Here is a 26,387-nt window from a genome sequence, read left to right as displayed (position 1 = left end):
CCATAGCCTCGGGGATTCCTGATCCCCCGCCGATTAAGCCCTCATTAGCCCTGTGCCGGCATGGTGCCGTCTCGGGATGACGGGCGGATGCGATGGGTTCGACGGGCAGGAGCCGCCGCGCTGCGGCGCTGATCGCGCTGGCGGCGTTGGCTGCCGGAGCGGGCACGGCCGAGGCGGCGCAGCTCGTGGCGATCCAGGGCAGCGAGCAGAAGAATTTCGGGCGCATCGCGCTCACCTTCGACCACGGCGTGAAGGTGACCGCGAAGGTCACCGGCGGGGTGCTGGTGGTGGGTTTTCGCGAAGCGGTGACCGGGTCGCGCGACCGCCTGGCCGCCGAGATGCCGGCCTACGTGGCGCAGGTCCGCCGCGATCCGGACGGGTCCGGCCTGCGGGTCGCGCTGCAATCCTCCTACAAGGTCAACGTTCTGGAGGCCGGCGAGCGGGTCTTCATCGACCTGTTGCCCGAGGGCTGGACCGGGATGCCGCCGGGCCTGCCGCCGGAGGTGCTGGCCGATCTCAACCGCCGGGCCGAGGAGCTGAGCGAGCGCCTGCGCCGCGAGGCCGCAAGGGGCGCCCGGCGCACCACGCCTCTGCGCCTCGAAGTCGCGCACCTGCCGACCCTGACCCGGCTCTCGGTCCGCCTGCCGAGCGACGCGGAGGTGGGGCTGGAACGGGCCGGGTCCGAGATCCGCCTGCGCATCCCGGGCGCCTACACGATCGAATCCACCGAGGCCCGCGCGGGTTTGCCGCCGGCCGCCAAGGCGCTGACGGCCGAGGCCGGCACGGACGCCGCCCGCCTGACCCTGACGCTGGCCGAGGGCTACGGCGCGGAAGGCTATCGCGAGGACGATTCCTACATCCTCGACCTCGTCAAGCCGGCGGCCAAGAAGTCCGACGACAAGAAGCCGGACGAGCGCAAGCCGGATCCGGTCCCGGCGCCCCCGTCCCGGGCCGATTCCCTGCCGCAGATCGAGGCGCGTCCGCAGGCCGAGGCCCGCGCGCCGGCCGAGCCTCGCCCCGACGCCCCGCCTCGCGCACAGGCCGAGGCGCCCGCCCCGGCGGAGCCGCCCGCGGCCTCCGGGCCGGTCCAGGCCCGGATCGCCAAGGCGGCCCAAGGCCTGCGGATCGCCTTCCCGTTCGCGGCTAAGCCGCCGGCGGCCCTGTTCGAGCGCGGCGGCATCGCCACCCTGGTCTTCGAGACCACCGCCGCGGTCGCCCTGCCGTCCCTGCCCGCGGGGGCGCCGGCGAGCGTCGTCGAGGGGCCGAAGGCCGAGGGCGCCTTCACGGTGCTGCGGCTACGCCTCGACCAGGGCGTGCTCGCCCAGCTCGCCGCGGGGGAGGGGCAGGGCTGGGACCTGGCGCTCGGCGACGGCAGCCTGCCGGGGGGCGATCTCCTGGCGCCGCAGCGCAGCGCCGATGCCACCGGCAAGCCGGCGGTGGCGGTGCCGCTCGCCCGCCCCGGCGGCGCCCTGTGGCTGGAGCGCGACGGCGAGCGCATCGCCGTGGTGACGGCCCGCGGGCCGCGGCTGACCGCGATGCCGAAGCGCGGCCGCTTCGTCGAGTTCGAGCTGCTGCCGACCCGCCAGGGCGTGGCCGTGCTGGCGGCGGCGGACGACCTCGCGGTGCGCCCCGGCCTCAACGAGGTGACGATCACCCGCCCCGGCGGCCTGTCGGTCTCTCCGACGGTGATCGAGGCACCGGAGGCCGGAGCCCAGGCCGCGTCCTTGATGGTGCAGCCCGATCGCTGGCGCGAGGACCAGCTCGGCGACGTGCGCGCCCGCATCCGCGCCGCGCAAGGAGCCGCCGCCGCGGCCGAGCGGCCGGCCCGCTCCGCCGCGCGCCTCGACCTCGTCCGGGTGCTGCTGGCCAACGACCTCGCGCCCGAGGCGGCCGGCGTGCTGGCCCTGGCGGTGCGGGAGGATCCGCCGCTCGCCGCCCAGCGGCCGGTGCGGCTCCTCTCGGCCATCGCCGCGCTCAGCATGGGCCAGAACGCCCGGGCGGGCGGTTTCCTCACTCCCGACGGCAAGCAGGCGCTCGATCCCGAGTTGCGGCTGTGGCGCGGCGTCGTCGATGCCCGCGGCCGGCGCAGCGCCGCGGCCCTCGCCGCCTTCAAGGCCGGCCTGCCGGTGATCGAGGCCTATCCCGACGACCTGCAGGTGCAGCTCTACCTAACGGCCATGGAGGCCGCCCTCGACGCCAAGGACCCGGCCTTCGTCCAGCGGGCGCTCACCGCGGTGACACCGCTGGCCGAGGCCCCGGCCGCCCGCGACCGGCTGACCTTCCTCAAGGCGCGCTTCGCCGAGGCGATCGGCCAGGAGGGCGAGGCCCGCCGCGCCTACCAGCAGCTCGCCGAGACCGCCCCACCGGCCACCGCCGCCGACGCGACCCTGCGGCTGGTCGATCTCGGGCGGGCCTCCGGCACGATGACGCCGGAGACGGCGATCGACCGCCTGGAGCGCCTGACCCTCACCTGGCACGGCGACGCGGAGGCCGAGGCCCTGGCACGGCTCGGCCGGCTCTATGCCGGGATCGGCCGCTGGCGCGACGCCTTCGCGACCGCCCGCAAGGCCAACCGCCTGTTTCCCGATCACCCGGCGACCCGCGGCCTGCACGACGACACGGTGGCGCTGTTCTCCGCCCTGTTCCTGTCGGACAAGGGCGCGAGCCTCGGGAAGATCGAGGCCCTGGCCTTGTTCTACGACTTCAAGGAATTCACGCCGGTCGGCCGCCAGGGCGACGAGATCGTGCGGCGGCTGGCCGACCGCCTGGTCGCCCTCGACCTCCTCGATGCCGCCGGCGACCTCCTGCAGCACCAGGTCGACAACCGCCTCACCGGCGCGGCGCGGGCGAGCGTGGCGGCCAGGCTCGCCACCGTCCGGCTGATGGAGGGCGAGCCGCTCAAGGCCCTGAAGGTTCTGCAGAACACCCGCCTGCCGGAACTGCCGGGGCAGATCCGCGACGCGCGCCTGCTGCTCGAGGCCCGGGCCCTGTCCGATCTCTCGCGCACCGACCTCGCCCTCGAATTGCTCGACGGCAATGCCAGCCCGGAGGCGGCGCATCTGCGCGGCGACATCCTGTGGGGCGCGCGGCGCTGGCGGGAGGCCGGGGAGGCGCACGAGGCCCTGCTCGGCACCCGCTGGCGCGATCCCGGCCCCCTGACCGACCCCGAGCGCAACGACGTGATGCGGGCGGCGATCGGCTACGCGCTCGCCGAGGATTCCCTGAGCCTCGACCGGCTGCGCACGAAATACACCCAGAAGATGGCCGAGAGCCCGGATGCCCGCACCTTCGGCCTCGTCGCCTCGCCGAACGCGCCGGGCACCGCGGCCTTCCGCAGCCTCGTGCGCCAGGCGACCAGCGCCGAGACCCTGACCGATTTCCTGCGCGCCTACCGCACCCGCTACCCCGAGAGCGCCGCGCCCGAGCGGCCGAAGCCGAACCCGGACGGAACCGCCGGATCCGCCCCGGCGCCCGAGGCCCGCGGCGCCGGCGGGCCGTCGCCGGGCTGACGACCCGCGGCTTTCTCCGAGGTCCCGAACGCGGTCATTCGACGGCGACAGCCGTCGCTCCCGCGCCGCGCAACCTGCCGTAGCGTTGGACCGTATGCAACGCGATCGGGCGCTGCCCTACAGGGCGCGGCGCAAGGCCGCCACGCAGCGTTCGACGTCGCGCTCGTCGGCCCAGACATGCGGGCTGAGACGCAGCGCCCCGGATCGTTCGCTCACGTAGACGCCGTCCTGCCGCAGGCGGTCCACCAGGCCGGGGGACAGGCCGCCCGGCGCGCGGAGCCCGAGGATGTTCGGCGCGCGCAGATCCGTCGCAAGCGCGGAGAGGCCGAGGCCGACGAGACCATCGGCCAGAAGATCGGTGAGGCGGCGCAGCCGGTCCGCCACCGCCACCACGTCGAAGGACAGGAGCAGTTCCAGTCCGGTCGCCGCCATCGGCAACAGGACCGGGTCGTTCAACTCGCCCCGGTCGTAGCGCCTGGCGCCTGTCGCGGGCGGGCGGTTGCCGATATTCTCCTCGATCGCCGCGCCGTCCTGCCGGTGCGGGGCGGCATACAGGAAGGCGAGCGCGTAGGGACCGAGCGTCCACTTGTAGGTCGGGAAGGCCAGGAAGTCGGGGCGCCAGCGGCCCACATCCACCGGCACGGCCCCCGCCGCCTGGGTCGCATCGATCACCAGCGCGGCTCCCGCGGCGTGGACGGCCGGCGCGAGCCGGTCGAGGTCGATCAACCCGCCATCGGTCCAGTGCGACGGGGTCAGGGTCGCGATCGTCAGGGGTGGCGCCCCGGGGCGCCCGATCGCCGCCAGCAGGGACGCCGTCCAGTCGCCGTCCTCGGGACGGGGGACCTCCTCGACGATCAGGCCGCTGGCACGGGCGAGCCGGTCGAAGGCGTAGCATAGCGACGGGAACTCGTCGGCGACGCGCAGCACGCGCCCGCCCGGGGCGACGGCCAGGTTCGCCGCGACGGTGGCCATCGCGTGGCTCACGGACCCCACGATCGCCACGTCGTCGGCCGTTGCACCGATGAGCCGGGCCGCCGCCGCCCGTGCCCGCTCGGCCTGGGCTTGGACCGCCTCGCGCGGGTGCGCCCAGGGCCGGCTCTTCACCAACAGGCCCGCTTCCCCGGCCGCGCGGACGGAGAGGGGAAACGGCGACCACGCCGCCGCGTCGAGATAGCTGATCTCGTCGGGCACCTCGAACAGGTGCCTCTGGCAGGGCAGGGGGGCGACGGCATCCATGCGGGGCACCTCTCGGCCGTTCACCCGACCGTGCCGGCGGGCGGCCCGAACGGAGGGGGAGGGATCGGCCGGGCTCTACCACGACGCGGCCCGGATCTGGAGGTCGGGGGACGGCCGATCCCTCCCGCAGGCGTGCCCCGGCTCAGACCTCGCCCTCGCCCGCCGGGGCGGAGCGGCGGCGCGGCTCCTCGCCGGTGGTGCTGGTGCCGGGATCGAGGGCGTCGGGCTTGCGGGCGGCGTCGTGGTCGGCCGGCGTCACCCCGGCCTGGGCCGCCGCCTTGTCCTCGTCGCGACGGGTCAGGTGGGGGCGGGCGGTGAGCAGGTCGTCGCTGCGCGAAAGGGTATCGTCGCTGCGCGATGGGGTATCGTCGCTGCGCGGCATGCGCGTCTCCTCCGGTTGGCGCAGCCCAACGCGGGGCGGCCCGGACCGGTTCGGTACCGCGCGGCGAAACTCGCCGCAGAGCGGTACTCCCGTCGGAGGCCATCGATTTGTGTTGAAGGTCTGGCCGGCCCGATCCCCCACTCGGGGACGGCATCAACACCACCGATGGGTGTTGGTGCCCAGGAGAGGACTCGAACCTCCACGGCTTGCACCACTGGTACCTGAAACCAGCGCGTCTACCAATTCCGCCACCTGGGCCCGAAAGCGGTGCTGTGCACCGCCCCGGTGACGTTCGTTTAGAGGGCGACGACGGCGACGTCAACGGGCTTGAGCGGTGCGGACGCAGGATGGATGCGGAGGGCCCGCGCGGTCCGGTACGGGAGGAGCGGCCGGCCCCGGACGACGTCGGCGGAAATCCACCGATCCGGGCTCGCGATCGGCGCCGTTCCGCCCAAGAGGCGATGGGGCGCCCTTACAAGCAATTGATATCAATGGATTTTAATTTCTTCTGTCGCTGGCATCGCGCTTGCCATCGCTCTCCCGCTGCCCTCCGCAAGAGGCCGAAAGGCTCGCGACGGAGGGGATATCCATCGCGCCCGCGTCGACGCGGGGTGGTTCGCATTCAGGGAGAACGTCCATGACCACGGCTGCACCGGCGGCGATCGGGGTGAGCCCGGCCCCCGCCGAGACCACGGACCGCCAGAAGATCAAGGCCATCGTCGCCGCCTCGTCCGGCAACCTGGTCGAGTGGTACGATTTCTACGCCTACGCCTTCACGTCGATCTACTTCGCCTCCGCGTTCTTCCCGAGCAGCAGCCCGACCGGCCAGCTCTTGGCGACCGCCGGCATCTTCGCGGTCGGCTTCTTCATGCGCCCGCTCGGCGGCTGGATCTTCGGCCGCATCGCCGACCGGCGCGGCCGCAAGTCGTCGATGGTGTTCTCGGTGCTGCTGATGTGCGCCGGCTCGCTGATGATCGGCATCCTGCCGACCTACGAGACCATCGGCGTGTTCGCCCCGGCGCTGCTCCTCGTCGCCCGCCTCGCGCAGGGCCTGTCCGTCGGCGGCGAGTACGGCACCGCGGCGACCTACATGAGCGAGATCGCCGGCAAGGGCCGCCGCGGCTTCCTGTCGTCGTTCCAGTACGTCACCCTGATCGGCGGCCAGCTCCTCGCGGTGCTGGTGGTGTTCGCGCTCCAGCACATCCTCACCGGCGACGAGATGCGCGCCTGGGGTTGGCGCATCCCGTTCCTGCTCGGCGCCGTGGCGGCGATCGTCGCGATGATGCTGCGCGGATCGCTCAAGGAATCGGCCTCGCACGCGGCCATGAAGAGCAAGGAGGCCGGCTCGCTGCGCGCCCTGATGCAGCACAAGCGGGCGCTGTTGATCACGCTCGCCTTCACCATGGGCGGCTCGCTCTACTTCTACACCATGACCACCTACATGCAGAAATTCCTGGTCAACACGGTGAAGCTCGACCTGAAGACGGTCTCGACCGTGATGACCCTGGTGCTCGTGGTGTTCATGCTGCTCCAGCCGGTCTTCGGCGCGCTCTCCGACAGGATCGGGCGGCGCAACAACATGATCCTGTTCAGCGGGCTCGCCACGCTCGGGGCGGTGCCGCTGCTCTCCAGCCTGTCGCTGGTGACGAATCCTTGGGCCGCCTTCGGGCTGATCCTGACCGGTCTGGTGATCGCGACCTTCTACACCTCGATCAGCGGCGTGGTGAAGGCCGAGCTCTTCCCGGCCGAAGTGCGGGCTCTCGGCGTCGGCCTGCCCTACGCCATCGCCAACGCGATCTTCGGCGGCACCGCCGAGTACGTCGCGCTCTCGTTCAAGACCTGGGGCAACGAGAGCCTGTTCTTCTGGTACGTCGCGGCCATGGCGGCGGTGGCCTTCGCCGCCTCGCTGTGGATGCCCGACACCCGCAAATACGGCTACCTCGACGGCAACGGCCGGATGAGCGGCTGACGCGCCACACGTTCCCCGGGATCGCCCGCCGGCTTTCGCTTGCGGGCGGTCCCCATTTCGAGGCACCCCGGTGCGTCACGATCCGCGTTCCCCCGCAGCGAGGCGACCGGCATGAGCCAAGCCCGTCCTGCCGAACTCCCGGCCGCAGTGCCGCGGCGCGCGCGCCTCGCCGGTATCGGGGGGTGGTGGGGATGGGCGGTCGCGATCCCGGCGCTCACCCTCGCGGCCTTCCTCCTCGCCCTGCGAGCCGGCCAGGACCAGGTCCGAACGGGCGCGCGCCAGCGCCTCGTGATCGCCGAGGCGGTCCTGCGCACGACGGTGGACCGCTACCGCTCCCTGCCGACCGTGCTCGCCCTCGACACGCAGGTCCAGGACCTGCTGGCCGCGCCCGGCGCATCCGGGGCCGCCGCCGTCAACGCCAAGTTCGAGGCCATCGCCCGGGCCTCGGGCGTCGCCGCGATCTACCTCATGGACGCGAGGGGGCTGACGCTGGCTGCGAGCAACTGGAACCAGCCGCTCAGCTTCGTCGGGTCCTCCTACGCCTACCGGCCCTACTTCCTCGATGCGCTGGCGACCGGCGCCTCGCGCTATTTCGGCATCGGCACCACCACCCAGCAGCCGGGCCTGTTCATCGGCAAGGCGGTGGAGGCCCGAGGAGACAGGCAAGGCGGCGGCGTCGCGGGCGTCGTGGTGGTCAAGGTCGACCTGGAGGGACTGGAGGGCGAGTGGCGCCGGGCGGGCGAGCAGATCCTGGTCTCGGACGCGGCCGGCATCGTCTTCCTGGCGAGCGAACCCGGCTGGAAGTACCGCCCGTTCCGGCCCCTCACCGTCCCTGAGACCGACCGCATCCGCACCGCCCGGCAATACGGCGACAGCGACCTGCGGCCCCTCCTGGCGGACGGTCCGCCCGATCCCGGCGGGACGATCCGGCTCCCCTCCGCCGGCGGGGCCGGGCACGGCCTCGTCGAGCCCGTGGCGATGCCGGATCTCGGCTGGACGCTCTGGACCATCGCCCCGACCGGAGCCGCGTGGCGCCAGGGCGTGCTGGTGGCCGCCGCCACGGGCATCGCCGGCCTGGCGCTGGCCTTCGCGCTCGCCGCGGCGAGCCAGAAGCGGCAGCGCCTGCGGGCCGAGCAGTCGATGCGGCTGTCCCTCGAGCGGCGGGTGGCGGAGCGCACCCACGACCTCAGCGAGGCCAATACGCGCCTGCGGACCGAGATGGCCGAGCGAGAGCGCGCGACGACGGCGCTGCGGGCGACGCAAGACGAGCTGATCCATGCCGGCCGGCTCGCGGCTTTGGGCCAGATCTCCACGGCGATCAACCACGAGATCAACCAGCCCCTCGCGGCGCTCCGCACCTTCCTGGCCAGTACCGTCCTGTTCCTGGAGCGCGGCGACCAGGCGACGGTGCGCCGCAACCTCCAGCGCATGACCGAGGTGACGCAGCGCATCGCCGAGATCATCCGCCACCTCAAGGATTTCGCCCGCAAGACCGGCCCCGAGCACCGCGAGCCGGTCCGCCTCGCGAGCGCGGCGGAGGCCGCCCTCGACCTGCTGCGGGTCCGGCTGCGGGCCGACGGCGTCACGGTCGATTGCCGGATTCCGCCCGACGCCCTGGTGCGGGCCGAACCGGTGCGCCTCGAACAGGTCATCCTCAACCTGATGGTCAACGCCCTCGACGCGATGCGCGACGTCCCCGAGCGCCGGCTCGATCTCTGCGCCACGCGCGAGACCTCCGACGGATCGGCGCCGTCCTGGCGGCTCGACGTGGCCGATAGCGGGAGCGGGATCGCGCCGGAGCATCTGGGGCAGATCTTCGATCCGTTCTTCACCACCAAACCGGCCGGGGAGGGGCTGGGGCTCGGCCTGTCCCTGTCCTCGCTCATCGTGCGCGACCTCAAGGGCAGTCTCACGGCCGGAAACGGCGCGCAGGGCGCCGTGCTGACCCTCGTCCTGCCGGCAGCGGAGGCTTGAGAGATGGCGTCACGGGTGGAGCGCGTCCTGTTCGTCGACGACGAGGAGACGGTGCGGGAGGCGCTGGAGCAGTGGCTGACGCTCGCCGGGTACGCTGTCTCGACCTTCGAGGCGCCCGACGCCGCACTCGCGGAGATCGATTCGGGGTTTCCCGGCATCCTCGTCACCGACCTGCGCATGCCGCGGATGGACGGGCTCGCGGTGCTGGAGCGCGCCCTGGAGCGGGACCCGGACCTGCCGGTCCTCCTCGTCACCGGCCACGGCGACGTGCCGCAGGCGGTGGAGGCGATGCGGCGCGGCGCCTACGACTTCATCGAGAAACCCTTCGCACCCGAGCGCCTGACCGACGCGATCGGCCGCGCCTGCGAGAAGCGCCACCTGACCTTGCGCCTGCGCCGGCTCCACGCGCGCACCGACGCGCACGACATCGAGAATCGCCTGATCGGCACCTCCCGGGCGATGGAGATCCTGCGGCGCGAGGTGCTCGACCTCGCCGCGACGCCGGTCAACGTGGTGATCAACGGCGAGACCGGCTCCGGCAAGGAGCTGGTGGCGCAGTGCCTGCACGCCTTCTCGACAAGGCGCGACGGCCGTTTCGTGCCGGTCAATTGCGGCGCCATCCCCGACACGATGATGGAGAGCGAGCTGTTCGGCTACGAGGCCGGCGCCTTCACGGGCGCGCTCAAGCGCCGGATCGGCAAGCTCGAATACGCCCATCGCGGCACGCTGTTCCTCGACGAGATCGAGGCGATGCCGCTCTCCGGCCAGGTGAAGCTGCTGCGGGTGCTGCAGGAGCGCCGGGTGGAGCGGCTCGGGTCCAACGACGCGGTCGCCGCCGACCTGCGCAGCTTGTGCGCCAGCAAGGTCGACCTGCGCGACGAGGCCGGGGCCGGGCGCTTCCGCCCCGACCTCTATTACCGCCTCGACGTGGCGAGCCTGCGCATCCCTCCCTTGCGTGAGCGGCGCGAGGACATCCCGCTGCTGTTCGAGCACTTTGCGGCGAAAGCCGCCGAGGCGCATGGACGGGCGATGCGGCCCCTGAGCATCCGCCATATCCAGGATCTCGTCGAGCAACCCTGGCCCGGCAACGTCCGCGAATTGCGCAACGCCGCCGAGCGCTACGCCTTCGGCCTCGACCGCCTCGGCGCCGCGCCGGAGCCGGGCGAAGCGGGGGTGCAGCCGCTGTCCGCCCGGGTCGAGGCCTATGAGCGGGGCCTGATCCAGCAGGCGTTGCAGCAGGCGCAAGGGAACATCGCCGAGGCGATGCGCCTCCTCGATCTTCCCCGGCGCACCCTCAACGAGAAGATGCAGCGCTACGGTTTGAGCCGTGGGGATTTCGTCGGCTAGGGGCGGGGGTGATGGATCGGCGACGCAGCTCTTGACGGTTCGGGGCTTCTTCAAAGTCTGTGGAGCTGGCAACGCGCTTCAAGCTTTCCGCCGTCATCCCAGCTTTCGCCTTTGGCAACCTCCGAAATCTATATCACATGTAAATAGCTTATTTCAATTTTTTAGATAAAAACACTAATTCGATATTTTTTTTGCATTATTTGATGATGCCAAATTACAAAATAAGTAAATTACGTCAGTATTTGAGAAATATTTTCTCAAATACTAGCTAACATTGTAGCTTTATTGGCAAAAACATGAAAATTGGCGCCATCTTGGTGTGCGCAGATTTTCTGAAATTGTAAACCTCTACGCTGACGGAGACCTTGGCAACGATGCAAGCACGTGCGATCGTGCACTCGGCGCTCTGAAAGCCATAAGGTTGAATGTAAAATAACGGTAACTCGTTGATTCCAATCTGCGTTATTTACTTCAACTCCGTCAAGAAGCATGGTACCCGCTATGTCGACCATACACCTCATCCCCGAAGACATTCAGAAGCTCTATCATGTCCGTGAATGGCGGAATGCGACAGGCGTCCTTCAGACGGCATGCCCGGAAGAATGGGCAGAAATTATTGAGATCCTGCGGAGTTTTCGCCTGTACCGGTCCGAGGTGAAGGCCGCAGGTAAAAATCGCTCACCCATCTCACGTCAACTTGACGGGGCGTTCTACGCGCGCGGTTGGAAAGAGAAAAAATTTAATACGTCAATTAAGCTAGACGAAACTGAATATGAGAGTCCTACGCACAAGATTGACTGCTTTAAAGGGCGGGTAGCTCTGGAACTTGAATGGAACAACAAGGACCCATTCTTCGACCGGGATTTGAACAATTTTCGCCTGCTATTTGAACTGCGCGCGATCGATGTCGGGATCATCATCACTCGGGCCAGCGAGCTGCAGACGATTTTTAATTCTCTTGGAAAAGGGTCGTCGTACGGCAACTCAACGACCCACCATGAGAAGCTTTGGCCCCGATTGGACGGCGGCGGAGGCGGCGGCTGCCCGGTGCTGACATTCGCAATCACCCCAGAACTATACGTTGAAGATGGCGATCCCACGCGGGAGACCATAGAGGCGATGGGGGAGGCAGAGGAAGACCAAGACGCGGAAAGCTAGAGCGCGGCACAATCGGTCGGCAAAGGCTAAGTCGGACAGACTGTTGCTTATTTGAACCGACAATGCCTTCACCCTTGCCCATTGATCTGCGAGATACGCATTCTGGAGATTTCCAGAAATTTGCATCGCCAGCCCCGTAGCGGCCAAGCGAAGCCGGCGTCATTATTGCTTCGGGTGATCCCGTATGGATCACCCGAAGCAATCAATTAAAAATTGCATGACACAGAGAATCGCCGACAAAGAGCCATTTCGATCGATGCAGCAACCTAGACAGCCCCGGGACCGATATCCGTCCGTCTGAGGCCCATTTGACCCGTCATACCAGCTGTCTGGTGAAGAGGCTGAAACTTCCGCTGTCTTCCTGGAACCACGCAGCGGAACCCATCATTCACAATCGCTGACGCTCCAAGATAGCGCTGCCAGCATTCTGCCCCATGCGCCATTATCAGCGATCGTGAGTCCCGGGTTCCGCTACGCGGCTCCGGATTAATGATGGAGTGCTTCAAATCAGTCAGCTCGCCCAAACAACAGCTGATGATCAAAATTATCAACCGCATGCTGACATCCTAGCATCACGGTCGGCATCAACACCATCGAAGGGTGTTGGTGCCCAGGAGAGGACTCGAACCTCCACGGCTTGCACCACTGGTACCTGAAACCAGCGCGTCTACCAATTCCGCCACCTGGGCCCTAGAGCGTCGCCTTGGCGGCGCCCCGGTGTCAGTCGTTTAGTCGGCGGCGGAGCCGGCGTCAACGCCGAACTCCGCCGTGTCGTGAGACGAGATCAGACGGCGAGGTCTCAGAGTCCTGCCGGCCACTCGCGGATGTCGACGAAATGGCCGGCGATCGCCGCGGCCGCCGCCATCGCCGGGGAGACGAGGTGCGTGCGGCCCTTGTGGCCCTGGCGGCCCTCGAAGTTGCGGTTCGAGGTCGAGGCGCAACGCTCGTGCGGCTTCAGGCGGTCGGCATTCATGCCGAGGCACATCGAGCAGCCCGGCTCGCGCCAGTCGAAGCCGGCCTCGATCAGGATCCGGGCCAGGCCCTCCTCTTCCGCCTGCTGCTTCACCAGGCCCGAACCCGGCACCACCATGCCGCTGACGTTCGGGTGGATTTTCTTGCCCTCGACCATGCGGGCGACGATCCGCAGATCCTCGATCCGGCCGTTGGTGCAGGAGCCGATGAACACCTTGTCGAGGGCGATGTCGGTGATCTTCGTGCCCGGGATCAGGCCCATGTAGGACAAGGCCTTCTCCTTGGAGGAGCGCAGGTTCTCGTCCTCGATCGAGGCCGGATCCGGCACCCGGCCCTGGACCGAGATCACGTCCTCAGGCGAAGTGCCCCAGGTCACGATCGGGGGGAGGTTGGCGGCATCCAACCGGATCTCGCGGTCGAAATGCGCGCCCTCGTCCGAGACGAGGTCGCGCCAATAGGCGACCGCGCGCTCGTAGGCCTCGCCCTTCGGCGCCTTCGGCCGGTCCTTGATGTAGGCGAAGGTGATCTCGTCGGGGGCGACCATTCCGGCGCGGGCGCCGCCCTCGATCGACATGTTGCAGATCGTCATCCGGCCCTCCATCGAGAGGCCCCGGATCGCCTCGCCGGCATATTCCAGCACGTGGCCGGTGCCGCCGGCGGTGCCGATCTCGCCGATGATCGCCAGGATGATGTCCTTGGCGCCGACGCCGGCGGGCAGGCGCCCGTCGACGACGGCGCGCATGTTCTTCGCCTTCTTCTGGATCAGCGTCTGGGTGGCGAGCACGTGCTCGACCTCCGAGGTGCCGATGCCGTGGGCGAGCGCCCCGAAGGCGCCGTGGGTCGAGGTGTGGGAATCGCCGCAGACGATCGTCTGGCCCGGCAGGGTGAAGCCCTGCTCCGGCCCGATGATGTGGACGATGCCCTGGCGCTTATCCAGCGCGTCGTAATACTCGATGCCGAACTCGCGGACGTTCTCGGCCAGGGTGTCGATCTGCGTGCGGCTCTCGGGATCCTCGATGCCGAAGCTGCGGTCCGAGGTCTGGACGTTGTGGTCGACGACCGCCAGCGTCTTCTCCGGGTGGCGCACCCGGCGCCCGGCGAGACGAAGCCCCTCGAAGGCCTGGGGAGAGGTGACCTCGTGCACGAGGTGCCGGTCGATGTAGAGGAGGCAGGTGCCGTCCGGCTGACGATCGACGACGTGGTCGTCCCAGATCTTGTCGTAGAGGGTGCGAGGGGCAGTCATCGGGGTTTTTGCCTTGTCACGAAGACCTGTCGTGGAAGCCGGGCGCATGGCGTGCGCGCCCGGCGGACCCGTCATGTAACCGTCTCGACCGCCGACGGGTAGACCCCTTCGCGCCGCAAGGGGATGCGGGGCTCGCAAGGCGGTGGGACCCTCGTGGCTTCGGAGTCTGCTTGATGAGCCTCCGAAGACTTCATACCCACCGGGTCATTCCGGGGCCGCGCAGCGGAGCCCGGAATCCAGACACTCAGGTGATGCAGAACGAAGCGGAAGGCCGTCCGATTCTTCCTGAATCATCCGCGATTCTGGATTCCGGGCTCCGCTGCGCGGCCCCGGAATGACCCGGATGATATCAGGACCGTCGAGCGAGTCGATCGGACCCACTCGGGCGGTGCGCGTCCTAGAACACTCTCACCCGAGAGTGCAGGGTTGCTATTCCTTCACCGCCCCGGTCATTGCCGAGACGTAGTGCTCGACGAAGAACGAGTACAGGATCACCAGCGGCAGCGAGCCGACCAGCGCACCCGCCATCAGCGAGCCCCAGCGATAGATGTCGCCGTCGACGAACTCGCTCACCACCGCCACCGGCACGGTCTTGTTCTGGGTCGAGGACAGGAAGGTCAGGGCGTAGATGAACTCGTTCCAGCATAAGGTGAGCGAGAAGATGCCGGCCGAGATCAGCCCCGGCACCGCCAGCGGCAGGATGATCTTGACGAGGATCTGCCAGCGGCTCGCCCCGTCGATGAGCGCGCATTCCTCCAGCTCGTAGGGGATGGTCTTGAAGTACCCCATCAGGAGCCAGGTCGAGAATGGGATCAGGATGGTGGGGTAGACCAGCACCAGGGCGAAGGGCGAATCGTAGAGCCCGTAGGCCTGGATGATGGTGGCGAGCGGGATGAACAGGATCGAGGGCGGCACCAGATAGGCGAGGAAGATCGCCGCGCCGACCGCCACCGCGCCCTTGTAGCGGATCCGCACAATCGCGTAGGCCGCGAGCACGCTGGCGAACAGCGACAGCACGGTCGCCGCCACCGAGATCATCATCGTGTTCCAGAGCCACAGCGGATAGTTGGTCTGGAACAGGAGCTTCGAGATGTGCTTGAGCGTCGGCGACACCACCCAGAACGGGTTGTAGGTGTCCATGTCGATGAGCTGCTCGTCCGGTTTGATGGCGGTCAGCGCCATCCAGTAGAACGGGAACAGCAGCACCACCAGGATGACGAAGAGCGGAAGGTAGACCGTGACGACGCGCCTCGGCAGCGTGTCGAGATAGGCCATGCCCTCGCTGTTGTCGGGGGTGGTATCGGCGGTCGTGGTCGTGGCGGCCATGGGTGCTCGATCCTTCTTTTCAGCCGGTCTGCCACTTGCGGTTCTGGAGGCCGAACCACGAGATCCCGATGGCGAAGATCAGGAACGGCACCATCGCGGTGGCGATGGCCGCGCCCTCGCCGAGATTCCCCGACAGGATGCCGCGCTGGTAGGACAGGGTCGCCATCAGGTGGGTCGTGTTCACCGGGCCGCCGCGGGTCATCGCCCAGATCAGCTGGAAGTCGGTGAAGGTGAACAGCACCGAGAAGGTCATCACCACGGCGATGATCGGGGTGAGGAGCGGCAGGGTGATGTGGCGGAAGTTCTGCCACGGCGTCGCGCCGTCGATCGTCGCCGCCTCGTAGAGCGAGGGCGACACGGTTTGAAGACCGGCGAGCAGCGTGATGGCGATGAACGGCACGCCGCGCCAGATGTTGGCGAAGGTCACGCAGATCCGCGCCATGGTCGGATCGCCGAGGAAATCGATGTTGTGGTCGAGCAGGCCGAGATGGCGCAGCGACCACGAGATGATCGAGAACTGGCTGTCGAAGATCCACCAGAACGCCAAAGCCGACAGCACGGTCGGCACGACGAACGGGATCAGCACGATCGAGCGGATCAGCGCCTTGAACGGCAGCCGCTTGTTGAGGAGCAGCGCCAGGTAGAGGCCGATGCCGAACTTCGCCACCGAGGCAAAGCCCGTATAGACCAGGGTGTTGAACACCGAGAGCCAGAAGACGCTGTCGTCCCACAGCCACTCGTAGTTCTCGATCCCGACGAAATTGCCGCCGCGGCCGATCCGGGTGTCGGTGAGCGAGAGCCAGACGCCCTTGCCCAGCGGATAGGCCAGGAACAGCAGCAGGATCGCGGCTGCCGGCAGCATGAACCAGAAGCCCAGCCAGCCGCGGCTCGTCCGCAACCGGCTCCAGGCCGAGCCGGTCGGGGGCGCCGCCGCGGCGGGGCGGGCGAGGGCGATATCGGCCACGGGGAGCCTCCTCCGGGTGTTTCTTGGTTTGGGAACGCCTCGGGGAAGTGGAGGGCAGCAGAGTCGGACTGCCACGTCCATCATTGGCCGCGTGAGGCGCGGGTTTCTCCTCTCCCCGCGGGCGGGGAGAGGGCCGTGTCACCGTTCAGGTGATGCGGCAAGCGAAGGCGAAGCCGGAGCGAGGGTGAGGGGGTGATGCCGGAGGAGTCTCATCCGTCGAGACCCCCTCACCCTCGGCTGACGCCTCGCTTTGGTGACGGCAAGGTCACCAAAGCCCTCTTCCCGCCCGCGGGGAGAGGGGAGTTGCGCGCCGACCTTGCGTAAGGTTGCTTACGCCGACCGGAAGATCCGCTGGGCCTGCCTCTCCGCCGTCTTGATCGCGCCCTTCAGGTCCTCGCGGCCGGTGCAGTAGGAGGCGAACATGTCGACGACGACGAAGTCGGCGAGCACGGCGGCCACCTTCTCGCTCACCGGGGCGAGGCCGCCGGCGGCGAGCGTCCGGCTCGAGGCCTCGCCGAACACCTTGTTCTTCGGGTCGGCGGTCCAGATCGGGTTGTTGGAATAGGCCTTGAGCGGGTGGCAGAGGTAACCCTGCGAGGCTTCCAGCCAGGAATTGTAGTTCTGGGCCTCCAGCGCGAAGGCCATGAAGGCCTTACAGGCGTTCGGCGCCTTGGTGTAGGTGTAGGCCAGGATCGGGAAGGCGAGCTGGAACTCGGTCGGCTTGCCGGACTTGCCGACCGGCCACAGGCCGTGATCCATGTCCGCCGCGATGTCCTTCTTCTCGGCCTTGGAAGCGGCGTAGACCGAGATGCCGTTGCCGGTGAGATAAAGGTCGCCGGACAGGAACGCCTTGTTGTTGGACGAATCGTTCCACGACGCGGTGCCGGGCACGAAGGTCTCGTAGAGCGCCTTGACGTAGTCGAGTGCCTTCGCGGTCTCCGGCGAGTTGATGACGATCTTCTCGTTGGCGTCGACCAGGTAGGCGTCGTGCGACCACAAGGCCCAGTGGATCCACGAATTGGCGTCGCCGGTGGCGTGACCGAGCGCGAAACCGGCCGGTGTGTTGTTCTTCTTCATCGCCCGGCACAGTTCCAGGAAGCCGGCATGGTCCTCCGGGAACTTCTGGAACCCGGCCTTGTTCATGGCCGAGATGCGGTAGTTGATATAGCCGCCGTTGAACGCCATCGGGATGGCGATCCACTCGCCCTTGACCTTGCCGTAGGCCTCGGCCGCGGGCAACCAGCCGCCGTACTTCTTGCCGAGATAGTCGGCGACGTCGCCGACCTTGAGACATTTCGACGGGAAGAGGGCCGGGAACGAGTAGAGGCCCCAGACCATGTCCGGGCCCTGGCCGGTATTGGCCGCCACCGAGGCCTTGGGCTGGATGTCGTCGAAGGATTCGCTCGTCACGCTCACCGGCACGCCGGTCGCCTTGGTGAAGGCGTCGACGAGGCGCATGAAGGCCTCGTCCTCGGAGGGGATGAAGCGCTTCCAGCGCAGGAGCTTGAGCGAGGCGCCGGCCTCCGGCTTCCACTGGTTCTCCTGCGCCCAGGCGCGGGCGAAGCCCTCCAGGCCCGCGGCGGAGGCGAGGCCGAGGGCGGCGCCCCCCTTGAGGATCTGGCGACGATCGAAGGCTGACATCGTGGCGTCTCTCCCGGGATGATCGTTATGGTGTCGGTGAAGCTTTTTACTGACGCATTGTCTGCGACGAACCGGCATCCACTTCGTCGGACAATGCTCCAGGCGGCGGCGGGATGGCGTCCCGCCGCCGGCCGGAATCGGGCCATCAGCTCAGCCGGCGGCCGTTCTCGGCATCGAACAGGTGGACGAGGGCGGGATCGGCGGTGATGCTGATCCGCTCGCCCGGGCCGGCGCCGATCCGGTCGCGGAACACGCAGGCGATGTCGCGGGCGACCTCGTTGGCGATGTCCTTGGCGCCGCCGCCGGGCGGGCGCACCAGCACCATGGTCTCGGAGCCGGTCGGCTCCACCACCGCCACTTCCACCGGCACGCCGTTCTCGGCCAGGCGCACATGCTCGGGCCGCAGGCCGTAGACCGCCGGCATCCCGTCGGCCGGGCGCGAGCCACGGGTCGGCAGCGGCAGGGTCAGGCCGCCCTCGGTGCGGAAGGTGTCGCCGGCGATCTTGCCCTTCAGGAAGTTCATCGACGGCGAGCCGATGAAGCCGGCGACGAAGATGTTGTCGGGCCGGTCGTAGAGTTCGAGCGGCGCGCCGACCTGCTCGACCACGCCGTCATGCATCACCACGATCTTGTCGGCCATGGTCATGGCCTCGATCTGGTCGTGGGTGACGTAGACCGTGGTGGTGCGCAGGCGCTGGTGCAGCTCCTTGATCTCGGCCCGCATCGCGACGCGCAGCTTGGCGTCGAGGTTCGACAGCGGTTCGTCGAACAGGAAGACCTGCGGGTCGCGCACGATCGCCCGCCCCATGGCGACGCGCTGGCGCTGGCCGCCCGAGAGCTGGCGCGGATAGCGGTCGAGGAGCTTCTCGAGGCCGAGAATCGCCGCGGCGCGGCCGACCCGGCTGTCGATCTCCTCCTTGGCGGCCTTCCGCAACTTCAGCGAGAAGGCCATGTTGTCCTTCACGGTCATGTGCGGGTAGAGCGCGTAGTTCTGGAACACCATGGCGATGTCGCGCTCCTTCGGCGGCACCGCGTTGACGACGCGCGAGCCGATCCGGATCTCGCCCGCCGTGATGTTCTCCAACCCTGCGATCATGCGCAGAAGGGTCGATTTCCCGCAGCCCGACGGGCCGACCAGGATCACGAATTCCCCATCCTGAATGTCGATCGAGACGCCGTGCAGGATCGGGGTGGCCCCGAACGATTTGCGCACGTTCCTGATTTCCAGCCCGGCCATCGGCTCCTCGTAGTCGTGTTGATCAGACAGCGGTCGCGCGCGGCGCGCGGACCGAAACGGCAGCGCTGCCACAGGCAGACGACGAACACACGACAGGCGAGCCCGGAGCAGGGCGTCTGGCGCTCATCTGGGTTGTTTCCTCGACCCGTAAGAACGGGGCGGCCTTGGCTTGCCGCCTCTCGTGTTGGCGGCCATCATCGGGCGCGCGGGGCGCAAGATCAAGCGTCCTCGCCATGCGCCCATCGTCGGATGCGCCAGAAACGACCGGGAGACAGGCTTGAAGTCCACAGATGTTCTGATCCTGCGGCCGATGTCGCCGCTCGTGACCGAGAGCCTGGAGCGGCATTTCACCGTTCACCGCGGCGACCTCGTCGAGGACAAGGAGCGCCTCATCGACGAGGTCGGGCCGAGAATCCGCGGGATGGCGGTGAGCCACGTCCACGTCGACGACGCCCTGCTCGACCGGCTGCCGAAGCTCGAGATCGTCGCCAATTTCGGCGTCGGCTACGACACGATCGACGCGGCGGCCTGCGACCGGCGCGGCGTGATCGTGACGAACACGCCCGACGTGCTGACCGACGAGGTCGCCGACCTGGCGGTGGGCCTGCTGCTCGCCACCGTGCGGCAGATCCCGCAGGTCGACCGCTACCTGCGCCAGGGCAAGTGGCTGGAGAAGCCCTATCCGCTCACCGGGACCTTGCGCGGGCGCAAGGTCGGCATCCTGGGTCTCGGCCGGATCGGCCGGGCGATCGCCCACCGCCTCGTCGCCTTCGGCCTGCCGATCGCCTATCACGGCCGGACGAAGCAGGCGGACGTGCCCTACGAATACTTCCCGTCCCTGCTCGAGATGGCGAAGGCCTGCGACGTGCTGATGGTGGTGGCGCCGGGCGGGCCCGAGACGAAGAACATCGTCGGGCGCGAGGTGCTGGAGGCGCTGGGATCCCAGGGCGTGCTCGTCAACGTCGCCCGCGGCACTCTCGTGGACGAGGATGCGCTGGCCGCGGCCTTGGCCGACGGCACGATCCAGAGCGCCGGCCTCGACGTGTTCGCCGAGGAGCCGAAGGTGCCCGACGCCCTGATCGCCCAGGAGCATGCGGTTCTGCTGCCACATGTCGGCTCGGCATCGCACCACACACGCAACGCGATGGGCCAGCTTGTCGTTGATAACCTGACCTCCTGGTTCCAGGGCAACGGTCCGGTGACCCCCGTGGCCGAGACACCCTGGAAGGCTCAGACCTAGAAAGACTCGCGCCATGTGCCTGCGCCGCCTCCTTCCGGTCCTCGGTCTTCTTGCCTGGACGGGATGCGCGGCGGCGCAGGAGACCAGTCCGCCCGGGGATGCCTCGGGAGCAAGAGAGACCGCCGCCGCAAGAGAGGCCGCGGGCCCAAGAGAGGCCGCGGGCCCCTGGGAACTGGCGCTCGACGGCAGCTTCCGCCGCTGCGGCCTGATGCTGGCCGCCGAGCCCGGCCCGGTCGGCCAGGCCCTGCGCTTCCCGGCCGGCTGCCGGCGGGCGCTGCCCGTGGTCAACGGGCTGAGTGGCTGGCGCGTCGACAATGGTCTGATCCAGCTTCTCGACCGGGAGGGCCAGCCGGTTCTGGCCTTCGCGAGCCCGGACAATGAGGGCATCCGCAGCGCGGAATCGGTGAGCGGAGAGCGCTACAGCCTCGCCCAGGCGGGGGCACGGCCGGCCGCCCCCGAGACGCCGCTCGTGACCCAGGCGGCGCTCTCGACCCTTCCGAATGCCCGCGACGCCGCCCGCGACAGCTGGACCGGCGCCCCCGCGACCCCGGCCGCCGTCGTCGGGCTCTACACCCTCGACCGCTTCGTCGAGAAGGACGTCTGCCGGGTGGTGCTCAGGGCCGAGGGCGCGCAGGTGCAGGAGGGCTGCCGCGATCCCGGCCTCGCCCTGTTCGATCCCACTGCCTGGCACTACGAGGCCGGCCGCCTCAGCCTGGTGGCGCGGCGCGGCCACAGCGTCGAGCTGATCCCCGTGGGGGAGGGGCGCTGGCGCCGCGACCCGGAGATCGGCACGACCTTCCTGCTGCGGCGGGTCGAGCCGTGAGGGGCGGCCTCGCCCTGTCCTGAACCGATCTCCGATCCGCCAACGCGCCCTCACGCCTCCGTGCCGGTCAAACGGCGCCCCCGCGGCGCAGTGCCGATTCCGGGCAGGGCCGACGAAAAATCTCCGCGGGATGTCACATCCGCCGAGGCTGCCTCGTCATGAGCGCGAAGGGGCCCGCAATTCGGCGCGCCCCCGCGGAGGCAGACGGATCATGAGGATCGTGATCGAGGACAGGGCCGCGGCGGCTCGGCGCGCCCGGGTGGAGCCATGATCGGGCCCGCCCGCATCGCGGCGGCGATGCTTCTCCTCGCGAGCGGAGCGCTCGCGCAGGAACCGACCGTCACACCACCGACCGTCACCCCTCTGACCGCCCAACCGCCGGCCGCAGGCGAGGCCCGGGTCGCCGTCGTCTTCGACCAGGCCATCCCGAACGTTCCGGGCAAGAGCCTGCGGGCGGTATTGGTCGAGTACGGGCCGAACGGCGCCTCGCCCGCGCATACCCATGCCCGAAGCGCCTTTATCGTCGCGACGGTTTTGGCCGGCGCGATCCGCAGCCGGGTGAATGACGGGCCCGAGCGCGTCTACGAGGCCGGCGAGAGCTTCACCGAGAGGCCGGGGGACCGCCACGGCGTCAGCGCCAATGCCAGCGCCACGGAGCCGGCCCGCCTGCTCGCGGTCTTCGTCGTCGATACGGCCGAGACCACCCTGACGACCCCGATCCACTGACCGGCCGCCCGCCGGCCGCCCGAACCGACATCCCGATCACGGAGAGCCGACCATGACCCCTCGCATCGAGAACCCCTACGCGCACGCCCCCGCGACCATCAAGGCGATGATGAACGTGGAGAGCAGCCTCCGGGCCGGAATCCTGGAGCACGGCCTGCTGGAACTGGTGAAGCTGCGGGCGTCGCAGATCAACGGGTGCGCCTACTGCATCGCCATGCACGCCGCCGCTTCCCGCAAGAGCGGCGAGAGCGAGATGCGCCTCTACCTCCTGAATGCCTGGCGGGAGGCGACCGTCTACAGCCCGCGCGAGCGGGCGGCGCTCGCCTGGACCGAGGCGCTGACCCGCGTCGCCGAGACGGGTGCCCCCGATGCGGTGTATGATGAGGTCAGGGAGGCCTTCAGCGAGGCGGAGCAGGTGCAGCTCACGCTCCAGATCGGCGCGATCAATCTCAGGAACCGGCTCCAGGTCGGGCTGCGCGGGCGCCACGACGCGGATCCGTCGCGCGATGCGGCCTGACGACGGTACGCGGGCCTTCGAGGCGGAACGGGCGAGGCTCGTGCGCCTCGCCTACCGCATGCTCGGCTCGTTCGCGGAAGCCGAGGACGTGGTCCAGACCGCGTGGCTGCGCTGGGCGGAGGCCGACCGGGCGGCGGTGCGATCACCGGGCGCCTTCCTGTCGCGGATCGTCACCCGCCTCTGCCTCGACACGCTCCGCTCCGCCCGCCTGCGGCGCGAGACCTATGTCGGCGCGTGGCTGCCCGAGCCGCTGGTGGACTTCGCCGACGAGGACGAGGTGGACGGCGACGGCCTGACCCTGAGCCTGATGCTGGCGCTCGAACGGCTGTCGCCGCTGGAGCGGGCCGCCTTCCTCCTGCACGACGTGTTCGGCGTGCCGCTCGGTGAGGTCGCAGACACGCTCGGCCGCGACCCGGCGGCCCTGCGCCAGCTCGCGGTCCGGGCGCGCCGGCACGTCCAGGCCGGCCGGCCCCGCTATCGGATCGCCCGCGAGGAGGGCGAGCGCCTCGCCCAGGCCTTCTTCACCGCCGCGCATGACGGGGACACCGAGGCCCTGCGCACGATGCTGGCCGAGGACGCCGTCATCCACGCCGATGGCGGCGGCAAGGTCGTCGCCTTCCTCAATCCGATCGTCGGCCTCGCGCGCATCCTGCGGCTGTTCGCGAGCCTCGCCCGCAAGCACCGGGCGGACCCGGCGACCTTCCTCGCCGCCGTCACCGTCGACGGCCTTCCGGGCTATGCCAGCCTGGAGCGCGGCGGCGTGCTGCAGGTGACGGCGCTCGCCGTCGAGGACGGCCGGATCGCCGGCATCTACATCACCCGCAATCCGGACAAGCTCCGCCGTGTCGCGGAGCGGCTCGGGCTGGCGCGGGGCGAGGGGCCGCCGTCATGACGTCGAGACCGGCTAGCAGACGCTCACCGCCAGCCTCGGCCCCTTGAAGGGACGATCGCTCGGTCCGTGCTGGCCGTGCCCGATGCTCCAGGCTGGAGGCCAATCAATGCTCTCGACGCCCGTCGCGGTGGCGGATTTGAGCGAGGTCCAGGAGGCTTTGCCGCTGTTTCGGAGGAGAATGCCTCCCGGCCCCATATCCGGATAGAAGGCGACCTCGATGTCGAACGCGCGATCGACCGGAAGGTCGGGGCCGAGCCAGTAGGACGGGCTTCGTCCCGGCGTTTTCCCCACGATGAGGGTCAGGGTCTGCTTCGGTCCGCGCAGGCCGAGCCAGATCGGGGCGATCGTGTCCCGAGCGTGCGCGGTGAACAGGGTCTGCTCCGGGGCCCACGCCTCCGTCGCGGTTTTTCCGGAGAAGCGGAATGCGACGAGATCGCCGGGGTCGATCGATCCCGTGAAGAGGGCGTCCGATCGGCCCGTCGCGACGCGTCGCCAGCCTGCGGAGGAGACGGCGGCGGGCGGCCAGTGCAATCGCTCCCGCGCGATGCCGTTCGTATCCAGCACCTGGTACCGCAACCCGTCCCGATCGAGGGCCGCCTGGATGCAGTGGAGGTATTCGATACCCTCGGGCATCCTGTGCGCCGTCCCGGCACCCGCAGTACAGATTTGCAGCACCCCCTCATGCACCTGAACATCGTAGGCAAGGATGTGGCTGCACACGTAGGCGAGGACACCGGCCTCCTTCAGAGTCGTCCAGAAAATCTCCGCATATTCGTGGCCGATCTCGCGTTGATAGGACCCGGAAAATCCATTGACGGGGTGGACCGGGTGATGGCCCAGGACGATCTTGTGTCGGGCGTCGGCATGCTGATCGAGTACGGCCTTCAGCCAGTCGGTTTCGACGTGCCCCTCGCCGCCGAGGCCGGTCCAGAGGGTATGAACGAAGACCATCAACAGATCGTCGCGACGAACCCAGTAGGACAGTCCTTTCTGGTCGTCGGGACCGTTGGTGGGCAATCGCAGGATGTCACGGAAGATGTCCTCGCTCATCGTGTCGTATGTCGTGTGATTGCCGGTGGTGTGCCACATCGGAATCGTGCGACGATCGAGCCAGGCGGTCTCGACATCGAGCCAGTGTTTCCACTGGGCACGCAGAGCGGTTGGGTCCGGTGTCAATCCGATGATTTCGTCACCTGGAAACAGGATGAACTCCGGCTGCGGCGCGAGACGCCTCAACACAGCATTCACGGCAGCAAATGTCTGCTCGTGCAAGGCTCCTGGAACTCCGGAGCATGAATCACCGTAGATGACGAATTGATGACCCGGCGATTGTGGCTGGAGCGCCTGAACGTAATTTTGCGAAGGCAAAATCTTTTTCCGTTTGACAGAGCATGCGGCGGCAAAAACACGGATTTCATAGTCAGTGCGGTCAGGGCGCAACCCATAGCTGACGACTGCGCAGCCGATGGCAACATCCCTCATTCTCCGGCTGCTCGACCCAATATGCAACGATAAATCATCCTGCCATTGCGTCATTTGCTGGGTTCGCCGTGGATGGCCTACGCGCCACGGGACACTGACGCCGGGAGCCTTACAATCGGGTCCTTGCCAGCCCACACGCCCCCGTCCGACAACCCGACGACGATTCCACCACGACCGGATTCCCCCATGCAGGCCTACCGCGCCCTCGAAGCCACCTTCGCCCGCATCAGCGCCCTCGAGGACGCCTCCGGCATCCTCGGCTGGGACGCCCAGACCCTGATGCCGGACGGGGCGGCGGAGGGGCGGGGCGACCAGATCGCGGTGCTGCGCGGCCTCGCCCACGACCTCCTCGTCGATCCCGCCACCGCCGACCGGCTCGCCGCAGCCGACGCGGAAGGCGGGCTGGACGACTGGCAACGGGCGAACCTCACCGAGATGCGCCGGGCCTACACCCACGCCGCGGCGGTGCCGCGCGACCTGGTCGAGGCCAGTTCCCGCGCCGTGTCGCGGGCCGAGATGACCTGGCGCGAGGCCCGCCGCACCGCCGATTTCGCGCTGTTGCGGCCCGACCTCGCCGAGGTCCTGCATCTCCAGCGCGAGATCGGCCGGGCGAAGGGCGAGGCCTTGGGCCTCTCCCCCTACGACGCCCTCCTCGACAGCTACGATCCGGGCCTGCGGCAGGCGGCGATCGACCCGCTCTTCGCCGTGCTGGAGGCTGAATTGCCGGGCCTGATCGCCGAAGCGCGGGCGCGCCAGGAGGCGGCGGGGCCGGCTCCCGTGGCCGAGGGACCGTTCCCGGTCGAGACCCAGCGCCGGGTCGGGCTGGCGCTGATGCGGGCGGCGGGGTTCGACTTCGACAGGGGGCGCCTCGACGTCAGCCTGCACCCGTTCTGCGGCGGCGCCACCGACGACGTGCGCATCACCACCCGGTACGACGAGACCGACTTCGCCCGCGCCCTGATGGGCGTGCTGCACGAGACCGGCCACGCCCTCTACGAGCAGGGCCGCCCCGCCGCCTGGCGCCGCCAGCCCGTGGGGGCTGCCCGCGGCATGAGCCTGCACGAGAGCCAGTCGCTCACCCTGGAGATGCAGGCCGGCCGCAGCCGCGAGTTTGTCGCGTATCTCGCGCCGCTGGTGCGCGAGGCCTTCGGCGGCGCCGGGCCGGCCTGGGAGGCCGAAGCGCTGTACCGGAACTACACGAAGGTCGCGCCGGGCTTCATCCGGGTCGATGCCGACGAATGCACCTATCCGGCCCATATCCTGCTGCGCTACCGGCTCGAGCGGGCGCTGATCCGGGCCGAGATGGAGATCGGCGACCTGCCGGGCGCCTTCGACGACGGGATGCACCGGCTCCTCGGGCTCACCGTGCCGGACGATGCCCATGGCTGCCTCCAGGACATCCACTGGCCCGGCGGCGCCTGGGGCTACTTCCCCACCTACACGATCGGGGCGATGATGGCGGCGCAACTGTTCGACGCCGCCTGCACGGCAGAGCCCGACCTGCGCCCCGGCCTCGCGCGCGGCGACTTCGCGCCCCTCGTCGGCTGGCTGCGGGCGACCGTGCACGGCAAGGGCAGCGCCTCGGGGACGCAAGAAATCCTGACCGCGGCGACCGGGCGGCCGCTCTCGGCCGACATCTTCCTCGGCCATCTCCGCCGGCGCTACCTCGAGGCCTGAACGGCAGTGAAAACCAGTCTTCGCTGCGCTTGACGCGCGCAGCGAAGAAATGGGATCAAGCGATCGCATTCG

At 68.9% G+C, this 26,387-nt stretch carries 19 protein-coding genes and 2 tRNA genes; 11 read left to right on the top strand and 10 right to left on the bottom strand.

Translation table 11 applies throughout. From position 1 onward, the window contains the following. Positions 1 to 92: 92 nt before the first annotated feature. A complete protein-coding gene (locus AC3AOF_RS24790) occupies positions 93 to 3,509 on the top strand; it encodes a hypothetical protein (protein ID WP_488346769.1) in 3,417 nt (1,138 codons plus the stop codon). A 117-nt stretch (positions 3,510 to 3,626) separates the two neighbouring features. Here the strand turns inward: AC3AOF_RS24790 and AC3AOF_RS24785 are convergent, their stop codons facing one another. The 3 genes from AC3AOF_RS24785 to AC3AOF_RS24775 form a co-directional block, all read right to left on the bottom strand. Beyond that, on the bottom strand, positions 3,627 to 4,745 hold the full coding sequence (locus AC3AOF_RS24785) for an aminotransferase class V-fold PLP-dependent enzyme (RefSeq protein WP_488346768.1): 1,119 nt from the start codon (positions 4,743 to 4,745) through the stop codon (positions 3,627 to 3,629). A 142-nt stretch (positions 4,746 to 4,887) separates the two neighbouring features. Then, positions 4,888 to 5,127: a hypothetical protein gene (locus AC3AOF_RS24780; protein WP_236988348.1), complete on the bottom strand. Its 240-nt coding sequence runs from the start codon at positions 5,125 to 5,127 to the stop codon at positions 4,888 to 4,890. A 173-nt stretch (positions 5,128 to 5,300) separates the two neighbouring features. After that, a tRNA-Leu gene (locus tag AC3AOF_RS24775) sits at positions 5,301 to 5,385 on the bottom strand. A gap of 379 nt (positions 5,386 to 5,764) precedes the next feature. Here AC3AOF_RS24775 and AC3AOF_RS24770 point away from each other — a divergent pair. The 4 genes from AC3AOF_RS24770 (at position 5,765) to AC3AOF_RS24755 (ending at position 11,575) form a co-directional block, all read left to right on the top strand. Further along, positions 5,765 to 7,096 (top strand): MFS family transporter, encoded by a 1,332-nt coding sequence (locus AC3AOF_RS24770; protein WP_488346767.1) that lies wholly within the window; start codon positions 5,765 to 5,767, stop codon positions 7,094 to 7,096. Between the two features lie 111 nt (positions 7,097 to 7,207). Next, positions 7,208 to 9,070 carry an ATP-binding protein gene (locus AC3AOF_RS24765; RefSeq protein ID WP_488346766.1) on the top strand — a complete coding sequence of 621 codons (1,863 nt, stop codon included), beginning with the start codon at positions 7,208 to 7,210 and terminating at the stop codon, positions 9,068 to 9,070. Between the two features lie 3 nt (positions 9,071 to 9,073). Next, a complete protein-coding gene (locus AC3AOF_RS24760) occupies positions 9,074 to 10,417 on the top strand; it encodes a sigma-54-dependent transcriptional regulator (RefSeq protein ID WP_488346765.1) in 1,344 nt (447 codons plus the stop codon). Between the two features lie 501 nt (positions 10,418 to 10,918). Next, positions 10,919 to 11,575: a BglII/BstYI family type II restriction endonuclease gene (locus AC3AOF_RS24755; protein ID WP_488346764.1), complete on the top strand. Its 657-nt coding sequence runs from the start codon at positions 10,919 to 10,921 to the stop codon at positions 11,573 to 11,575. A gap of 604 nt (positions 11,576 to 12,179) precedes the next feature. On the opposite strand, the gene AC3AOF_RS24750 is transcribed toward AC3AOF_RS24755, so the two are convergent. The 6 genes from AC3AOF_RS24750 to AC3AOF_RS24725 form a co-directional block, all read right to left on the bottom strand. Next, positions 12,180 to 12,264, bottom strand: a tRNA-Leu gene (locus AC3AOF_RS24750). Between the two features lie 110 nt (positions 12,265 to 12,374). Then, entirely contained in the window at positions 12,375 to 13,790 is a 1,416-nt protein-coding gene (gene leuC, locus AC3AOF_RS24745; protein ID WP_236988352.1) for a 3-isopropylmalate dehydratase large subunit, read from the bottom strand. Between the two features lie 429 nt (positions 13,791 to 14,219). Then, a complete protein-coding gene (locus AC3AOF_RS24740; protein ID WP_236988353.1) occupies positions 14,220 to 15,116 on the bottom strand; it encodes a carbohydrate ABC transporter permease in 897 nt (298 codons plus the stop codon). A gap of 19 nt (positions 15,117 to 15,135) precedes the next feature. Further along, entirely contained in the window at positions 15,136 to 16,080 is a 945-nt protein-coding gene (locus tag AC3AOF_RS24735) for a carbohydrate ABC transporter permease (protein WP_236988354.1), read from the bottom strand. A gap of 330 nt (positions 16,081 to 16,410) precedes the next feature. Next, complete coding sequence (locus AC3AOF_RS24730) at positions 16,411 to 17,721, bottom strand: ABC transporter substrate-binding protein (RefSeq protein ID WP_488346763.1); 1,311 nt, start codon at positions 17,719 to 17,721, stop codon at positions 16,411 to 16,413. A 145-nt stretch (positions 17,722 to 17,866) separates the two neighbouring features. Further along, positions 17,867 to 18,958 carry an ABC transporter ATP-binding protein gene (locus tag AC3AOF_RS24725; RefSeq protein WP_236988356.1) on the bottom strand — a complete coding sequence of 364 codons (1,092 nt, stop codon included), beginning with the start codon at positions 18,956 to 18,958 and terminating at the stop codon, positions 17,867 to 17,869. 277 nt (positions 18,959 to 19,235) lie between these two features. Here AC3AOF_RS24725 and AC3AOF_RS24720 point away from each other — a divergent pair, with 277 nt between their 5' ends. The 5 genes from AC3AOF_RS24720 (at position 19,236) to AC3AOF_RS24700 (ending at position 23,156) form a co-directional block, all read left to right on the top strand. Next, complete coding sequence (locus AC3AOF_RS24720) at positions 19,236 to 20,198, top strand: 2-hydroxyacid dehydrogenase (RefSeq protein WP_488346762.1); 963 nt, start codon at positions 19,236 to 19,238, stop codon at positions 20,196 to 20,198. A 13-nt stretch (positions 20,199 to 20,211) separates the two neighbouring features. Next, on the top strand, positions 20,212 to 21,021 hold the full coding sequence (locus AC3AOF_RS24715) for an AprI/Inh family metalloprotease inhibitor (protein WP_488346761.1): 810 nt from the start codon (positions 20,212 to 20,214) through the stop codon (positions 21,019 to 21,021). A gap of 267 nt (positions 21,022 to 21,288) precedes the next feature. Continuing rightward, positions 21,289 to 21,747 carry a cupin domain-containing protein gene (locus AC3AOF_RS24710; protein ID WP_236988359.1) on the top strand — a complete coding sequence of 153 codons (459 nt, stop codon included), beginning with the start codon at positions 21,289 to 21,291 and terminating at the stop codon, positions 21,745 to 21,747. 52 nt (positions 21,748 to 21,799) lie between these two features. Next, complete coding sequence (locus AC3AOF_RS24705; RefSeq protein ID WP_488346760.1) at positions 21,800 to 22,264, top strand: carboxymuconolactone decarboxylase family protein; 465 nt, start codon at positions 21,800 to 21,802, stop codon at positions 22,262 to 22,264. Then, positions 22,254 to 23,156 (top strand): sigma-70 family RNA polymerase sigma factor, encoded by a 903-nt coding sequence (locus AC3AOF_RS24700; protein WP_488346759.1) that lies wholly within the window; start codon positions 22,254 to 22,256, stop codon positions 23,154 to 23,156. Before AC3AOF_RS24705 ends, AC3AOF_RS24700 begins: the two co-directional genes overlap by 11 nt. Before the next feature lie 12 nt (positions 23,157 to 23,168). On the opposite strand, the gene AC3AOF_RS24695 is transcribed toward AC3AOF_RS24700, so the two are convergent. Next, positions 23,169 to 24,638, bottom strand: coding sequence for a metallophosphoesterase family protein (locus tag AC3AOF_RS24695; protein WP_488346758.1), 1,470 nt, complete (start codon positions 24,636 to 24,638; stop codon positions 23,169 to 23,171). A 186-nt stretch (positions 24,639 to 24,824) separates the two neighbouring features. On the opposite strand from AC3AOF_RS24695, the gene AC3AOF_RS24690 reads away from it, so the two are divergent. Next, on the top strand, positions 24,825 to 26,315 hold the full coding sequence (locus tag AC3AOF_RS24690) for a carboxypeptidase M32 (protein ID WP_488346757.1): 1,491 nt from the start codon (positions 24,825 to 24,827) through the stop codon (positions 26,313 to 26,315). Positions 26,316 to 26,387: the final 72 nt, after the last annotated feature.

This window comes from Methylobacterium sp. 142-1Y, from assembly GCF_057747795.1.
Note: the sequence above shows the minus strand (reverse complement) of the source record. Positions and strands in the feature narration are given on the sequence as shown.

What these genes read in the sequence shown, in the direction of transcription:
- AC3AOF_RS24790 (WP_488346769.1), top strand. Translation starts at nt 93, where the DNA reads ATGGGTTCGACGGGCAGGAGCCGCCGCGCTGCGGCGCTGATCGCGCTG.
- AC3AOF_RS24785 (WP_488346768.1), bottom strand. Translation starts at nt 4,745, where the DNA reads ATGGATGCCGTCGCCCCCCTGCCCTGCCAGAGGCACCTGTTCGAGGTG.
- AC3AOF_RS24780 (WP_236988348.1), bottom strand. Translation starts at nt 5,127, where the DNA reads ATGCCGCGCAGCGACGATACCCCATCGCGCAGCGACGATACCCTTTCG.
- AC3AOF_RS24770 (WP_488346767.1), top strand. Translation starts at nt 5,765, where the DNA reads ATGACCACGGCTGCACCGGCGGCGATCGGGGTGAGCCCGGCCCCCGCC.
- AC3AOF_RS24765 (WP_488346766.1), top strand. Translation starts at nt 7,208, where the DNA reads ATGAGCCAAGCCCGTCCTGCCGAACTCCCGGCCGCAGTGCCGCGGCGC.
- AC3AOF_RS24760 (WP_488346765.1), top strand. Translation starts at nt 9,074, where the DNA reads ATGGCGTCACGGGTGGAGCGCGTCCTGTTCGTCGACGACGAGGAGACG.
- AC3AOF_RS24755 (WP_488346764.1), top strand. Translation starts at nt 10,919, where the DNA reads ATGTCGACCATACACCTCATCCCCGAAGACATTCAGAAGCTCTATCAT.
- leuC (WP_236988352.1), bottom strand. Translation starts at nt 13,790, where the DNA reads ATGACTGCCCCTCGCACCCTCTACGACAAGATCTGGGACGACCACGTC.
- AC3AOF_RS24740 (WP_236988353.1), bottom strand. Translation starts at nt 15,116, where the DNA reads ATGGCCGCCACGACCACGACCGCCGATACCACCCCCGACAACAGCGAG.
- AC3AOF_RS24730 (WP_488346763.1), bottom strand. Translation starts at nt 17,721, where the DNA reads ATGTCAGCCTTCGATCGTCGCCAGATCCTCAAGGGGGGCGCCGCCCTC.
- AC3AOF_RS24725 (WP_236988356.1), bottom strand. Translation starts at nt 18,958, where the DNA reads ATGGCCGGGCTGGAAATCAGGAACGTGCGCAAATCGTTCGGGGCCACC.
- AC3AOF_RS24715 (WP_488346761.1), top strand. Translation starts at nt 20,212, where the DNA reads ATGTGCCTGCGCCGCCTCCTTCCGGTCCTCGGTCTTCTTGCCTGGACG.
- AC3AOF_RS24710 (WP_236988359.1), top strand. Translation starts at nt 21,289, where the DNA reads ATGATCGGGCCCGCCCGCATCGCGGCGGCGATGCTTCTCCTCGCGAGC.
- AC3AOF_RS24705 (WP_488346760.1), top strand. Translation starts at nt 21,800, where the DNA reads ATGACCCCTCGCATCGAGAACCCCTACGCGCACGCCCCCGCGACCATC.
- AC3AOF_RS24700 (WP_488346759.1), top strand. Translation starts at nt 22,254, where the DNA reads ATGCGGCCTGACGACGGTACGCGGGCCTTCGAGGCGGAACGGGCGAGG.
- AC3AOF_RS24695 (WP_488346758.1), bottom strand. Translation starts at nt 24,638, where the DNA reads ATGAGGGATGTTGCCATCGGCTGCGCAGTCGTCAGCTATGGGTTGCGC.
- AC3AOF_RS24690 (WP_488346757.1), top strand. Translation starts at nt 24,825, where the DNA reads ATGCAGGCCTACCGCGCCCTCGAAGCCACCTTCGCCCGCATCAGCGCC.